Origin of the sequence: Bacillus sp. RC240 (assembly GCF_044907945.1) — a bacterium.
Classification (GTDB): Bacteria; Bacillota; Bacilli; order Bacillales; family Bacillaceae_G; genus Bacillus_A; species Bacillus_A mycoides.
Genome location: NZ_JBIYCT010000001.1, coordinates 695,657 through 709,161 on the forward strand (window position 1 = coordinate 695,657; position 13,505 = coordinate 709,161).

Annotated in this window: 13 protein-coding genes and 1 pseudogene; 8 read left to right on the forward strand and 6 right to left on the reverse strand. The window is 34.2% G+C overall.

Annotated features, from left to right (window positions below; translation table 11 throughout):
• Positions 1–41 precede the first annotated feature (41 nt).
• Positions 42–1,544 (reverse strand): malate:quinone oxidoreductase, encoded by a 1,503-nt coding sequence (locus tag ABH955_RS03595; RefSeq protein ID WP_404453394.1) that lies wholly within the window; start codon positions 1,542–1,544, stop codon positions 42–44.
• A 423-nt stretch (positions 1,545–1,967) separates the two neighbouring features.
• Between ABH955_RS03595 and ABH955_RS03600 the strand changes: the two genes are divergently transcribed.
• Together ABH955_RS03600 and ABH955_RS03605 are read left to right on the forward strand one after the other, a co-directional pair.
• Complete coding sequence (locus ABH955_RS03600) at positions 1,968–3,014, forward strand: DUF2332 domain-containing protein (RefSeq protein WP_404453397.1); 1,047 nt, start codon at positions 1,968–1,970, stop codon at positions 3,012–3,014.
• A gap of 223 nt (positions 3,015–3,237) precedes the next feature.
• Entirely contained in the window at positions 3,238–4,002 is a 765-nt protein-coding gene (locus ABH955_RS03605) for a VOC family protein (RefSeq protein ID WP_404490884.1), read from the forward strand.
• Positions 4,003–4,097: 95 nt separating this feature from the next.
• Here the strand turns inward: ABH955_RS03605 and ABH955_RS03610 are convergent, their stop codons facing one another.
• From ABH955_RS03610 to ABH955_RS03625, 4 genes and pseudogenes are all read right to left on the reverse strand, one after another.
• Positions 4,098–4,934: a COG4705 family protein gene (locus ABH955_RS03610; RefSeq protein ID WP_404453403.1), complete on the reverse strand. Its 837-nt coding sequence runs from the start codon at positions 4,932–4,934 to the stop codon at positions 4,098–4,100.
• 216 nt (positions 4,935–5,150) lie between these two features.
• A pseudogene (locus ABH955_RS03615) lies at positions 5,151–6,487 on the reverse strand (FAD-binding oxidoreductase).
• Positions 6,488–6,708: 221 nt separating this feature from the next.
• Positions 6,709–7,194 carry a GNAT family N-acetyltransferase gene (locus tag ABH955_RS03620; protein WP_113937549.1) on the reverse strand — a complete coding sequence of 162 codons (486 nt, stop codon included), beginning with the start codon at positions 7,192–7,194 and terminating at the stop codon, positions 6,709–6,711.
• A gap of 52 nt (positions 7,195–7,246) precedes the next feature.
• Positions 7,247–7,627: a VOC family protein gene (locus tag ABH955_RS03625; protein ID WP_113735820.1), complete on the reverse strand. Its 381-nt coding sequence runs from the start codon at positions 7,625–7,627 to the stop codon at positions 7,247–7,249.
• A gap of 261 nt (positions 7,628–7,888) precedes the next feature.
• Here ABH955_RS03625 and ABH955_RS03630 point away from each other — a divergent pair, with 261 nt between their 5' ends.
• The 4 genes from ABH955_RS03630 to ABH955_RS03645 all read left to right on the forward strand — a co-directional run bounded on the left by ABH955_RS03630 (position 7,889) and on the right by ABH955_RS03645 (position 11,725).
• Positions 7,889–8,380, forward strand: coding sequence for a nitroreductase (locus ABH955_RS03630; protein WP_078176511.1), 492 nt, complete (start codon positions 7,889–7,891; stop codon positions 8,378–8,380).
• 216 nt (positions 8,381–8,596) lie between these two features.
• On the forward strand, positions 8,597–10,123 hold the full coding sequence (gene entB, locus ABH955_RS03635; protein ID WP_404490885.1) for a cell wall-binding protein EntB: 1,527 nt from the start codon (positions 8,597–8,599) through the stop codon (positions 10,121–10,123).
• Positions 10,124–10,591: 468 nt separating this feature from the next.
• Positions 10,592–11,014, forward strand: a complete 423-nt coding sequence (locus ABH955_RS03640; protein ID WP_404453416.1) for an SMI1/KNR4 family protein — start codon at positions 10,592–10,594, stop codon at positions 11,012–11,014.
• A gap of 54 nt (positions 11,015–11,068) precedes the next feature.
• Positions 11,069–11,725, forward strand: coding sequence for a hypothetical protein (locus ABH955_RS03645; RefSeq protein WP_404453903.1), 657 nt, complete (start codon positions 11,069–11,071; stop codon positions 11,723–11,725).
• Positions 11,726–11,754: 29 nt separating this feature from the next.
• Here ABH955_RS03645 and ABH955_RS03650 read toward each other — a convergent pair whose 3' ends face one another.
• Positions 11,755–12,255, reverse strand: a complete 501-nt coding sequence (locus tag ABH955_RS03650; RefSeq protein WP_404453419.1) for a kinase — start codon at positions 12,253–12,255, stop codon at positions 11,755–11,757.
• A gap of 392 nt (positions 12,256–12,647) precedes the next feature.
• Here ABH955_RS03650 and ABH955_RS03655 point away from each other — a divergent pair, with 392 nt between their 5' ends.
• Together ABH955_RS03655 and ABH955_RS03660 are read left to right on the forward strand one after the other, a co-directional pair.
• Complete coding sequence (locus tag ABH955_RS03655) at positions 12,648–12,944, forward strand: YfzA family protein (protein ID WP_193653291.1); 297 nt, start codon at positions 12,648–12,650, stop codon at positions 12,942–12,944.
• A 9-nt stretch (positions 12,945–12,953) separates the two neighbouring features.
• Entirely contained in the window at positions 12,954–13,493 is a 540-nt protein-coding gene (locus ABH955_RS03660; RefSeq protein WP_404453423.1) for a GNAT family N-acetyltransferase, read from the forward strand.
• Positions 13,494–13,505: the final 12 nt, after the last annotated feature.

Genomic DNA, 13,505 nt, shown 5'->3' on the forward strand with positions numbered 1-13,505 from the left:
ATATCGGACGTTTTTATTATGTCGTTTTTTTAATCTATTCATTAATTGTGAACAGCTTCTTTTTCATTTAACCCAAGTGTGCGTCCTGTTGAAGCGTGAAGCTCTTGGAACAGTCTTGGATTTTCCGTAAGTGACACGCCGTAAGAAGGGACCATTTCTTTTATCTTTGGCTCCCATTCTAGTATACGTTCTGGGAAGCATTTTTCTAATACTTCAAGCATAACGTGAACCGCAGTAGAAGCACCTGGAGAAGCACCAAGTAACGCAGCGATTGATCCGTCATTTGCACTAACAACTTCTGTACCAAATTGAAGTGTTCCTTTACCACCTGCATCAGTATCTTTAATTACCTGCACACGTTGTCCAGCAACGACAGTATCCCAATCTTCACTTTTAGCGTTCGGAATAAACTCACGTAATTCCTCCATACGCTTTTCGTGTGATAACATAACTTGTTGGATTAAGTATTTTGTTAATCCCATTTCTTTTAAACCGGCTGCTAACATCGTTAAGACGTTATTCGGTTTTACAGAACCAATTAAATCAAGGTTTGAGCCAGTTTTTAAGAATTTAGGTGAGAAGCCTGCAAATGGTCCAAACAGTAAAGCTTTTTTGTTGTCTATATATCTTGTATCAAGGTGAGGTACAGACATTGGCGGAGCACCAACTTTAGCTTTTCCGTATACTTTTGCATGATGCTGCTCTACAACTTTTGGGTTTTTACATACCATAAATAGTCCACTTACTGGGAATCCTCCAATATGTTTTGACTCAGGAATACCAGTCTTTTGAAGTAGAGGTAGACTACCGCCACCGCCGCCGATAAAGACGAATTTCGCAGTATGATGTTCGATTTTGCCACTATTCATATCGTGAACTTTTACTTCCCACAAACCATTCTTCGTGCGTTTAATATTTTCAACACTATGTTTGTAGTTTAGCTCAACATTTTTAGTTTTTAAGTAATCAAATAACATGCGCGTTAACGCACCGAAGTTAACATCTGTTCCAGAGTCAATTTTCGTTGCAGCCATTGGTTCATTAGAGTTACGGCCTTCCATAATGAGTGGAAGCCATTTTTTTAATGTGTCAGGAGCATCAGAAAATTCCATTCCTTGGAATAGAGCGTTTTTTGAAAGCGCTTCAAAACGGTTTTTTAGAAACTCTACATTTTTTTCCCCTTGCACCAAACTCATATGAGGTAGTGGCATAATAAAATCTTGTGGATTACGAATTAAGTTTTTCTTAACAAGATACGCCCAAAATTGTCTTGAGAGTTGAAATTGCTCATTTACTTTTACAGCTTTACCAATATCTATAGACCCGTCAGATTTTTCGGATGTATAGTTAAGCTCACATAGCGCAGAATGTCCTGTACCAGCATTATTCCATTCGTTAGAACTTTCTTCTCCGGCATTTGTGAGTTTTTCAAATACTTTAATTTCCCATTCAGGTGCCAATTCTTTAAGTAATGATCCTAACGTTGCGCTCATAATTCCAGCGCCAATTAAGATAACGTCTGTTTTTTGCTGCATGTTGCTCATGATAATCTCTCCATCCCCTATATTGGCAAAAAAGAGTAGGTGTTTTTATATCTAAGCCGTAAAAAGAAAACACCGCCTAGGCCCCACCTAGGTATTTACCTTTTTTGTCTCAATTATATAACCATCTCATACTCTATTATAATAATTAATAGACTAAAATATCTAGTGTTATCTGATAATTTTAAACTATTTAACGCTTTATTTTGTAGAATTCTTCTGCCATAAGGGTAAAAAGCATTGTAGTAAAGCGGAATTTGGAGAAGAATTCCAGTTTGATGTTATCTCAAAAAAACTTACCAATACTTTTATTTTTAAGTTTTAATCTTTGAGAATTTGTAAAAATCTGTTTTTATTACATCTTATTTGAAAAAAATAACAAATAGATGATAAGATTATTCTGAAAATAATTAAGGAGGGATACCAATGCTTACAAAAGAACAAGTCGCAAACTTATTTCGAAACTTTTCTGTGAATGAATGTAAAGGATCTAGTGACTTATACGAATATTTATCAATAAAAATTTCTGAAGATGAGGAAGTTCTTACGTTAGCTTCCTACGCACAACCTGGTCAACCAGTCCCAAACTTATTATTAGGTGCAGTCCATTATTTATTGTTAAAAGGAAAAGAGCACAGTTTAAAAAACTATTATCAAAGTTTAGTTGAAAATGCTGATACAAATTTTGAAAATGCCTTTCACCAATTTAAAGATTTTTGCCATGTATATCGTGAAGAAATAATTACTTTATTACAAACGAAACTCGTTCAAACGAATGAAGTAAGACGATGTGCCTATTTGTATCCAAGTTTCTGTTACATATTTAATAAAGTGAACAAACCGTTAGCGTTAATAGAAATTGGTACAAGTTCAGGATTACAACTATTTTGGGATCAATATAGTTATTCATATGGAATGGAAGAAGTGTATGGAAATACACAATCGAATGTTCATTTAACCTCTGAAATAAGAGGGGAGAATATGCCGAATCTGCTAAAACAAAGTCCACCTGTCGTAGAAAGAATCGGACTAGATTTACACGTGAACGATTTAAATGATGACGAAGACTATTTATGGTTACGAGCGCTTATTTGGCCAGAACATAAAGAAAGACTGGTACTATTCGATCAAGCAGCAGAACTTGTAAAAGAACAATCAGTGCAATTAATTGAAGGAGATGGTGTAGTGCTTCTACCATCCATTGTAGATCAAATAAGGGAAGATGCAGTGATTTGTATTTTCCATACACATGTAGCGAATCAAATACCAGAAGGTGTGAAACATACGCTAGAAAAACAAATTAAAGAAATTGGTGCAAAACGTGATGTATTCCACCTATATAACAACATGTGGGACCGGGACCTTCATATTGATTATTATATTAATGGAAACGAATATTGTGAAACGGTTGGGGAAACGGAAGGGCATGGAAAATGGTTTAGTTGGGGGCTTGGGAATGAGTCGTTTTGTTAAATGTGATTTATATAGCGGACATAAACAAAACCTCCACTGATTAGATTGCTATAAATGTATCTTGAAAAAAGAGGGATGAATAATATATAATAGTATATTTATATATAAATTTTAATATATACAAAAGGGCTTGTTCACAATATTGTCACGAAAAATAATAGGAAATCACTTTAGAAAGTAAGTATACTTTGAAATCTAATCCACTCAATAAAGGAGATTATGTATGAAAAAAAAAGAGCTGAATGAGTTGAAAAGAAATCGAACGATACCAATCTTTGATTGCCTGTTTGAAATAGACGAGCAACTAGAATTTTACACAGCACTAGGATTCGATATTACGTATTATCAAAAAGCACCATATCGTTTTGCATCTGTAAAAAATGAATTTACAGAACTTAGTTTTTTCGGAGATAAGAATTTTGATATAGAGCAAAAACATGTTGGATGCTACATTGTCGTTTCAAACATTGATGATGTATATAACATATTGAAAACGAACCTTAAAAAATATTATGGCAAAATTCCTATGAAGGGAGTACCTCGTATTTCTAGATTAAATAATACGGTAGAGGATCGAAGGTGTAATATTACTGATCCAAGTGGAAACACACTTATTATAGGAGAGCCGTTAGGCGATTCAACACTTTTAATAAGCGAGGAAAATAAACAGACAAAAGCTGCCTCTAAGTTTGAAAAAATATATAAATTGGCTTATAAATATGCCTATCCAAAAGAAGATTTCCTGGCAGCAAGCAACTTATTAGAATCTGTTTTTAATAAACAATGCGATTCAGTTTCTAATGAACTATATTTTAAAGCGAAAGTGGTTCAAATAGATGTTTTACTTGCACTAAATAGGCAAGAGAAAGCTATAAAAATCATTCGAGAGTTAGAATCAATCCAATTAACATTAAATGAAAAAAGAAATGTAGAAAATGAAACCCAACGCTTATTAGAAATAAAAGATGAGATACTACTGGTAGTTTAAAAGTAGTATCTCATCTTTTATTTTCTTTTGTTTGAAATTTGTACTAACGATTATGAAATCATGTCACCTATTTTAAGGTTCAGATAAAATATATATTAATGTACGCTCGGGTTCACGTCTTTTTTCGTCTTGGTCAAATAAATAACTAAGCTCAAGATTATTGCGAGGAAAATTAAGCTAGTTCCCACGGTACCGAGACCAAGACCACCGGAATTGTGAGGCTGTGATAAATAATCTCCAAAAGAGGCGCCGAAAGGACGAGTTAAAATATAAGCGATCCAAAAGGCCAACACTGCATTTAATTTGAAGCGGTAGTAAGCGATGGATACAGCCCCAATTAATGCGGCAAATATGAGCGCTGAAATCAAGTAACCTAAGTTGAGACTTTCTGCTACGAGATCACCAGCTGCAGTACCTAATGCGAAGGTGAATAGGATAGCCAACCAGTAGAATACTTCACGTTTTGTTGTGTAAATAGAGTGAATGGACAGTGTCTTCTCACTCACATACCAAGCAGCAAAAGTTGCCAGTAGCAAAAGAGTGAAAACGATGGTTGTAGTCTCTAAAGCGATCCCGAAGTTGTCCGTAAGATTGTCGGTGACCAGCGTGCCAACAACGCTAATTAGCAAAACAGTGAGCCAGTAAACCGAGGGAACATACTTCTTCAACCTGAACTGGAAGAACAGTGTTATAAACAAGAGAGCACTCATAACAAAGGTCGTTTTAGTCAAGCCGAAGTTCAAGTTTGTATTTAAGAAGTCCGCGCCTGTTTCGCCCACTGTAGTTGCCATGATTTTGATAATCCAGAAGAAAATCGTGACTTCTGGAACTTTGCTCAGCATCTGCCAACTTCGTGATGAAACAGAAGTGACTTCATCAGGAAGAGGGATACTATTTCTATTCTTATTTTGGTCCGTCTCATAATTTTTCATATATGATTCCTCCTTACTAGTTATTTATGTATAAACTGAGTGTAACTAATAAGAATGAGATTCAGATGAAATTAGGATGAAAAGAACATTAAAAAAAGATGAAAAAAAAATGAAATATATCCAGCATAGAAAAAGAACGATTCTTCCCATAATTTTTATGGAAAGAATCGTTCCTTTTTTGCTAGAAATATAAACTATAAATTTCAGTATCGACTATTAAAAGGGCGGAATACTTTGCGGGAAGTTGAAAATGTTTTTTGGGTCATATTTAGCCTTTACTTCCATTAACCGATCAAAGTTACAGCTGTAGTAAGCATCCGGCCAATCTTTAATGGAGAGGTCGGGTGTATTAACGTAAACGCCTTTTGTGTATGGTAACATTGCTAATCGAAAATCTTCGGTCCATCGAATGCTTGCGGCAGCACCTTCTTCTTGATCCCAAGTGGAGAATATTGACATGTTCGAAAGTGCTTTTCGGTAAAAATAAGCTGTAGCTTCGTTCGATATTTCAGCTACGGCTCCGCCTAATCCATGGGAAAATAGAGAGGTTGTTGCATGCTGCGGTGAATTGTTTATAAAGTGCTCGATGATCGTGAGTGCTTCTTCAGGCAATAGTGCATACAAATATGGACCTACACTTTTAAATGGTAAAGGCGCTATAGGTTGTGTTGCAGCAATTCGTGTTGCAGCTTCTACCCAAGGTATTTCATTTATAGTTACTGTTAATGGTAAACCAGTTTGTAATAATGGCTGTAGAAGTGCTTGCAATTGTTGGACTGAACCTAGGAATACTCCTTGCATCAATAACGATGGTTCTACCCCTGAAGACATGAAGAGGTGCATGTAAATCGCTTATCAGCGCAAGGGAGGGTATATTCTTGCCATGACTTTAGTACAGGTTTTAAATCTTTTAAGCCCCAACTAATTTCTGCAAATCCCACTGTATTAATTTTATGTGTTCGAAACTTGAAGGAAGTACATATTCCAAAGTTACCACCACCTGCACCTCGATACGCCCAGTAGAGATCAGAATTATGATTAGCATTGGCTCGTATAATACAACCGTTGGCGTCAACCATCTCTAGCTCAATTAAATGATCAAAAGTTAATCCCCATGGACGGGAGAGTACACTATGTCCACCGCCTAATGTCACACCTGCAATACCAGGAGTAGGACAAACGCCGCTTGGCACAACTAACCCTTCAGCTGCGAGTGTTTCAGTTAAAGAAAGGTTTCTCCATCCAGTCCCGATTGTAACAGTCCCACCATTATGATCTATTTCTAATTGCTTTATTTCACTTACATCAATTACAATTCCAGCATTGTTAACGGATAACCCTTCGTAATTATGACGACCAGAGCGCATGCGCATAGGTACGTTATGCTGTCTCGACCAGAGAACTGCATTTACTACATCCTGTGTATTTTGAGCAAAGACAATGATTAATGGGAATTTGTTGAAAAATGTGTTGAATTCCTCTCGAGCGGAATTATATTCTGGATTTCCGGGAGTTACGATACGTCCTGTAAGTTCAATATTTTGATTACTCATTTAAGTCTTCTCCCCTTGTCACATAATAAAATATCTAAAATGTTATTCGTCAGGTGTAAAATCAAATAGAAAAATAGAACTGACTATACGTTATAAGTAGATGAATGAGTGAGTGAGGGGGATTATTCCTAGAATGGGATTTTCGGGCCTATCGGGGAATCGAGATAATAAATAAAAGGCAACACTACATGTATCTCAAATGCAGCATTGCCTTAATAAAGTTAAATATATATACTTAAAATTTCCCCAGGTAATCCATCAATCTCACAAACTACATCTGATGTAAAACCAACGTTTATTAATATTTTTCGAGAGGGGATATTATTTGGATCGATAATTGCCTTTAGTACGTTTACATCTGTCTGCTTCGCTATTTCAATTAATTCTCTTGCAATATAACTACCATATCTTTTTCCCCAGTGCTCTGGCAAAATCATATACCCAATTTCAGCTTCTTTTACGTTATCTTCATTCACTGTTACATGTCCAAGGCCGATAAATTCATTTGTTGCACTGTCATAAACTTTATAAGACCCAAACAGTTTATGCTTTTCATTGCGCCTTAACAATTTTTCATAGTCGTTTTGTGCCTCTTCTAGCGGAATAGCACGCTCTGTAATTTGTGCCATCACTCTTTCATTTGATACGAGCTGGAAATATGGACTAAAATCTGTTGCTTCAAATTTTTTGAAATGCAGTTTATGCATAGGGTTCCTCCAAACGAATTTTTATTTGTTCTTCAGAAAAGATAAACGATAGTTAAATAGTGATCTCTATTTGATTGCCTTCCGGATCACTAATTACACTTTCGTAATAGCCATCTCCAGTGAAACGTGGTCCATTTAATAAAGGAGAACCAGCTTCTTTTAACGTTTTTGTTAGTTCATTTACACGTTCTTCACTTCCAACTGAGAATGCCATATGTGCATAACCAGTAATATTAAGGTTAGGCTCATTTTCTATACCTTTTTTACGCATAAGTTCAAGCCTTGCTCCAGATTCGAACGTAATAAAATAAGATTCAAATTGCTTTGCTTCGTTATGATATAAAGAGTTTGCTTTACCATTAAAGTACTTTGTATAGAAAGTACGCATTAATTCTAAATCATTTACCCAAATTGCTATATGTTCGATTTTCATTCGTTTCACCAATCCTATCTTTATGTAAATTTGAAAATATGTACTCTGTAATAATTAGCGAAATTCAACAACACTAATTAGATGTTCACTTTATTAAATTTGCATGCATATTGCAAGAAATAAGAATGGATGTTAGGAAAAAGCGGATTGTAATGAAAAAATTTTATTAATGGTATTAGATAATTTTTAAGTCATAACATGCATACAATGTCTAATTAAGTGAATTACGTACGTCAAAATTTCAAATAAGGAGGGACATTTGTGGGGCAATTTGAACAAATGGTGATTGTCGGTATTTCCATGTCTTTTATACTGTCTATTATGATATTAGGGTCTACATATTATAATCCTCGCCTTTGGTTAAATGATTATCCGAAAGATATTCAAAAAGTAGTTTTGCCAAAATCGATAAATGAGAAAAAACAAACATTTTATTTCGGAATTATTTACAATATTATTCTCTTCGGAACGCCTTTAGTTTCTACATATATACTACATCACCATGGGAAATTATTGTATATTGAAGCCTATTTACATACTTTTGGGATTGTAATGATTTTCAATTTAGTAGATTTATTAATAATCGACTGGCTTATATTTTGCTGGATTACTCCAAGATTTGTTGTTATTCCTAGTACTGAGGGAATGAAAGGATATAAAGACTATAAGTTTCACTTAAGAGGTGCAATAGCTGGAACGCCATTTTTAGCAATTGTAAGTTTATTTTTGGCAGGAATTGCGACAACTATCTAGTGTGAAGTAGAAGGTCATGAAGAGTTTATAGAAGATAAATAGATTTATAATGTATAGAATTAGAAATGAAAATTTGATAATATTGGAGTAGGAAGTTTTAAAAACAGTATATTAAGTGGTATTGATATACTGTTACAAATGTTTTGATACTCTGTGGAATTCCCTAATTTTATGGAAGGATTTCATAGAATTCAAAAAAATGTAATGGAGGCTATTATGAAAAAAATAATTGGCGCAGCAACAGCAACGTTTTTTGGATTGGGGGCATTTACTACAACTGTTACCGCAGAAACGATCGTAACAGCAGATGTACTCAATGTACGTGAAAAACCGACTACAGAATCAAAAGTTGTCGAAAAAGTAAAAAATGGGCAAGAGTTAAAAGTCATAAATACCGAAGATGGGTGGTCAAAAATTGAGTTAAATGGTAAAGAAGTATTTGTAAGTTCGGAGTTTACAAAAGATATTTACCATGTAACAGCAAATTTGTTAAATGTACGTACTGAAGCAAACACAGAATCAGAAATTCTTGGCAGACTGAAACAAGATGATGTAATTGAATCAACACATCAAGTAAAAGATGGATGGCTGCAATTTGAGTATAAAGGAAAAACAGCCTATGCAAATGTTTCTTTCCTATCAAGTACAGCACCAATTGAAAAGAAAGCTGAAGAGAAAACGAAGCGAGTAGCGAAAGTACAAAAAGCAGTTAAAGCAAAGGAAGAAGTAAAAACGCAGAAAGAAGCAAAAGTACAAGAAATAGCAAAAGCGAAAGAAACAACAAAAGAGCAGAAAGAAACGAAAGCAGAAGAAATAGTAAAGCCTAAAGAAGAAGCGAAAGTAACAGAGAGAGTAAAAGTTAGGGAAGAAACGAAAGCAGAAGAAATAGCAAAGCCTAAAGAAGAAGCGAAAGTAACAGAGAGAGTAAAAGTTAAGGAAGAAACGAAAGCAGAAGAAATAGTAAAGCCTAAAGAAGAAGCGAAAGTAACAGAGAGAGTAAAAGTTAAGGAAGAAATGAAAGCAGAAGAAATAGCAAAGACCAAGGAAGAAGCAAAAGTACAAGAAATAGAAAAAGTAAAAGAAGAAGCGAAAGCGCAAGAAATAGCAAGGGCTAAGGAAGAAGCAAAAGTACGAGAAATGGAAAAAGAAAAGGAAGAAGCAAGAGCGCAAGAAATAGCAAAAGCTAAGGAAGAAGCAAAAGTACGAGAAATGGAAAAAGAAAAGGAAGAAACAAAAGCACAAGAAATAGCAAAGGCTAAGGAAGAAGCAAAAGCACGAGAAATAGAAAAAGCAAAAGAAGAAGCAAAAGCAAAAGCGCAGGAAATAGCAAAGGCTAAGGAAGAAGCGCAAGCACGAGAAATAGAAAAAGCGAAAGAAGAAGCGAAAGCAAAAGAAGCAACAAAGACACAAGAAGTATCTAAAAATAACACACAGTCTGCTAAACGTGAATTAACGGTAGTAGCGACAGCATATACTGCTGATCCAAGTGAAAATGGTACATATGGTGGACGCGTTTTAACTGCGATGGGTCATGATTTAACGGCAAATCCTAATATGAGAATTATCGCAGTAGATCCGAAGGTAATTCCATTAGGATCTAAAGTATGGGTAGAAGGTTATGGAGAAGCTATTGCTGGTGATACTGGTAGTGCTATTAAAGGAAATCGTATTGATGTTTTAATGGGTTCAAAAAGTAAAGCTATGAACTGGGGAAGGCAAACTGTTAAAGTAAAAGTTTTATAATAATTATAGTTATCCAAATAGAAGTCAGTTCTCTAATATTGAGACTGGCTTTTGTTTTTGAGTTAGTGTAATTCATTGGAAAACTTTGTTGATCTGACATAGGATTTTTAAGGGATGTGTTGCTAAATCTGCACCAAAACTTAAATTAAACATGAAACTTGTATTATGTCTATAAAATACAAATATATTAAGAACGAGCTGAGTTTTAATTTTTATTTTTATTTAAGTGAGTTTGTGGTTTGGTGTGGAACTGAAATTTATCGGGAAATACAGAATACTAGTATGATGGCAATGAAGAGTTAACGTATAATGAAATATATAAGTAAAACCGATTAAATCATTTACATAGCATTTTTATATAACATAATTGTTGGAGTAATCAGGCTGAAAGTGATGAAGTTGCGGTTTATTGGCAATTATATTTTGAATTACAATATTGTAATTAAGTTTAAAGGACAGGTGTATTTCATGAAAAAAGTAAGAGGATATATTGAAACAAAGAAACAAGGAGTATTTGAATTACATATAAAAGAAACCGAAGAAAAGTTAGGTGCTATTTTTCCAGCACAATATAGGGATCTTTTTAAATTAGTTAATAACGCCGAAATAGGAGAATGGATACTATATCCTATTAAAGATAATAGAAATTTAATGAAAACTTGGGATGATATAGTTAGACAAAACGTTGAGTTGAGCGATGAGCATATGCCTGAAGATCTTATTATAATTGGTGACGATGGTTCAGGGGATAAATTGTGTTTTAAAATAAATAACGGAATAATGGATGATGAAATATATATTTGGTATCACGAAGATGCTGAAATTGAAGAAATAGCCCCAAATTTAAAAGGTTTTATTATGGAAACTATTCAGGAAGATGACGACTTGTAATGTTTATTTTCTTATAATAAAGTGGATCAGATTTAAATGAAGCGAGGATTAAAAATGACAATGGAATTATATGGCGAACATTGGGATGGAATAAAAGGGTATAGAGTAATGGAAGGGAAAGATTCATATAATCATTATTTCGGTGGTCAAGATTGTGAATTACCATTGTGTAAGTTATGCGGTGAGAAAATGCATCAAATTTTTTGTTTTGATTTGAAAGATGAGAAACTTGCTGAACTTAAAAATGCTGAATTGATTGTATTACCATTCATCTCTTGTTTGAATTGTGCGATGGTGTGGGAGCCGCAATATTTTCAATTAAGTAATGGGGGCAAAACGGTACAAATAATAAAACAAGACAATACGGAAGAGTGGATTATGGAAGCTGAGTATAAGCTACCGGTCAATCTTCCAAAAACTAATGTAAAGCTAACGAATATGAAAAATGAAGATAGTTACTGGGAAGCTTTTGACTTATTCGGTTCGGAATATATATGTAGATTGTTAGGAGCGCCTTTATATGGTGATGTTCCAGAAGATTTAGGATGTCCAACTTGTTCGAAAGAGATGAAATATGTTGCTACAATTACACAAGATCTTGAAGAACGGGAACTTATTTCAGTAGTTGATTTCCAGTTTGGGGAAATGAATATATATTATTATGTATGTAAAGATTGTTCCGTTATGAAAACTGAAATTCAAGGAACATAAAAGAATAAGACTGACATAAAAAGTCAGTCTTATTTTTGATGTGTCACATCATTAAGAATCGTATGAAAGATGTCTTTTTGTATGAAATCATCTGTAAAAATAGTTTCTTTATCAACTTCAATTGTATCGTGAGGGTTATACCATTTACTTAATAAATCCTCACCAAACTCATGCCGTTTTTCTCTTGTATTATGTCGTCTAATGGTTTCCTCTAGTGATAAATCGAAGTAATATGTATGTGCGTCGTCAAAATAATGTATTAATTCTTTTAACATATCTCCATATCTACCGCTGTTTAGAATACCTTCTAAAATAACAAATTCACATTTTCCTTTTCCATACTTCGTAATTTCAAATAGTAAATCATGAGATAAGTTACCCATTGTGTCGTGCACTTTTAACATGTCTCTACGCACGACATCTTGAGAGACTAGTAGTGTCCCTTGGCCAAAATGCTCTTGCAGTTCTTTTGCGATTGTTGTTTTGCCACTTGCGGAGTTTCCTCGAAGAATAATTAATGTTGATTTCAAAGTCTCATCTCCAAATTGTATTGATTTTTCAAATCGCTTTATGTGAGACAATCTCTTAGTTGGTTAAGTAATAGTTTAGGGGATTTGTTCTAGGTTGAACAGTTTAAATTTTATTTGTAAAGATACAGCGAATAGCGAATAGGTAAACTCATCGTAAGTTAAAAGATTGTAATCGGCAAATCATATTTTGCTATAAAACTTTTGTCCAGCTAGGGTTGTCAGGGCGAACTGTTAAACGAATTCGCTGACAACATATAAATTATAAAAGTAGAAGTAGTTTTCAATTGTAGTGTTTCGTGTATTATTTACAATTTTTTTACATTTTTTTACAAAATAAAGTGTATAATTAATGTGATGAAAAATAAAGGAAGGATGAAGCAGGTGGGAGATACATGAAAAAGGCACAGCCTATATGGAAGCGGACGTGGTTTCGCTATCTAGGAGCATTTTTAATTGTACAATTACTATTTATTACTTGCGAAGTTACTGCATGGGCACCAAACTTTAGACCTGGCGGAGAATTTTTTAATAGAATATTAAATTCTCAATTTTTCACAGAATGGTTCACACCATATCAAATTCCGCAATTTAATGTATTTACAGCATTTTTCACCATTACATTACTGCCATATGCATTAATAGGTGCAATTAAAGATTTAACAGCAAGAAAAAATATAAATGAACAATAGAGGTGTCACATGCTATTTCAAGAAGGGAATTTATCTGTTAGATATGTTAATGACAAAGATGCATCTATCATCTCTAAATGGTTAACAGATCCAGAAGTCCTGCAGTATTACGAAGGACGAGATAATCCGCAATCTGTAGAAAAGGTGCTTGATCATTTTATACATCATCCAAACGGTCATGAAAAAAGATGTTTAATAGAATTTGATGCCGTTCCAATCGGTTACATTCAAATGTATCCAGTTGATTCTGAATGGAAAGCGTTATATGGATATGGAGAATCGCAGAATGTATGGGGAATGGACCAATTTATCGGTGAACCGATTTTTTGGGGAAAAGGAATTGGAACAAAACTTGTTCAAGCAGCTATTACATACATTATGGAGAAATTGGGTGCGGAAGCAATCGCGATGGATCCTAGAGTAAATAATGAACGTGCGATAAGCTGTTATGAAAAGTGCGGATTTAAAAAGGTGAAGATATTAAAGAAACATGAACTGCATGAGGGGAAATTAGAAGATTGTTGGATGGTAGAATATAAACAATTATAATAAATATGCAGG

Bases quoted from the DNA above. Each gene is read 5' to 3' on its own strand.
- ABH955_RS03595 (WP_404453394.1), bottom strand. From the start codon at position 1,544: ATGAGCAACATGCAGCAAAAAACAGACGTTATCTTAATTGGCGCTGGA.
- ABH955_RS03600 (WP_404453397.1), top strand. From the start codon at position 1,968: ATGCTTACAAAAGAACAAGTCGCAAACTTATTTCGAAACTTTTCTGTG.
- ABH955_RS03605 (WP_404490884.1), top strand. From the start codon at position 3,238: ATGAAAAAAAAAGAGCTGAATGAGTTGAAAAGAAATCGAACGATACCA.
- ABH955_RS03610 (WP_404453403.1), bottom strand. From the start codon at position 4,934: ATGAAAAATTATGAGACGGACCAAAATAAGAATAGAAATAGTATCCCT.
- ABH955_RS03620 (WP_113937549.1), bottom strand. From the start codon at position 7,194: ATGCATAAACTGCATTTCAAAAAATTTGAAGCAACAGATTTTAGTCCA.
- ABH955_RS03625 (WP_113735820.1), bottom strand. From the start codon at position 7,627: ATGAAAATCGAACATATAGCAATTTGGGTAAATGATTTAGAATTAATG.
- entB (WP_404490885.1), top strand. From the start codon at position 8,597: ATGAAAAAAATAATTGGCGCAGCAACAGCAACGTTTTTTGGATTGGGG.
- ABH955_RS03640 (WP_404453416.1), top strand. From the start codon at position 10,592: ATGAAAAAAGTAAGAGGATATATTGAAACAAAGAAACAAGGAGTATTT.
- ABH955_RS03645 (WP_404453903.1), top strand. From the start codon at position 11,069: ATGACAATGGAATTATATGGCGAACATTGGGATGGAATAAAAGGGTAT.
- ABH955_RS03655 (WP_193653291.1), top strand. From the start codon at position 12,648: ATGAAAAAGGCACAGCCTATATGGAAGCGGACGTGGTTTCGCTATCTA.
- ABH955_RS03660 (WP_404453423.1), top strand. From the start codon at position 12,954: ATGCTATTTCAAGAAGGGAATTTATCTGTTAGATATGTTAATGACAAA.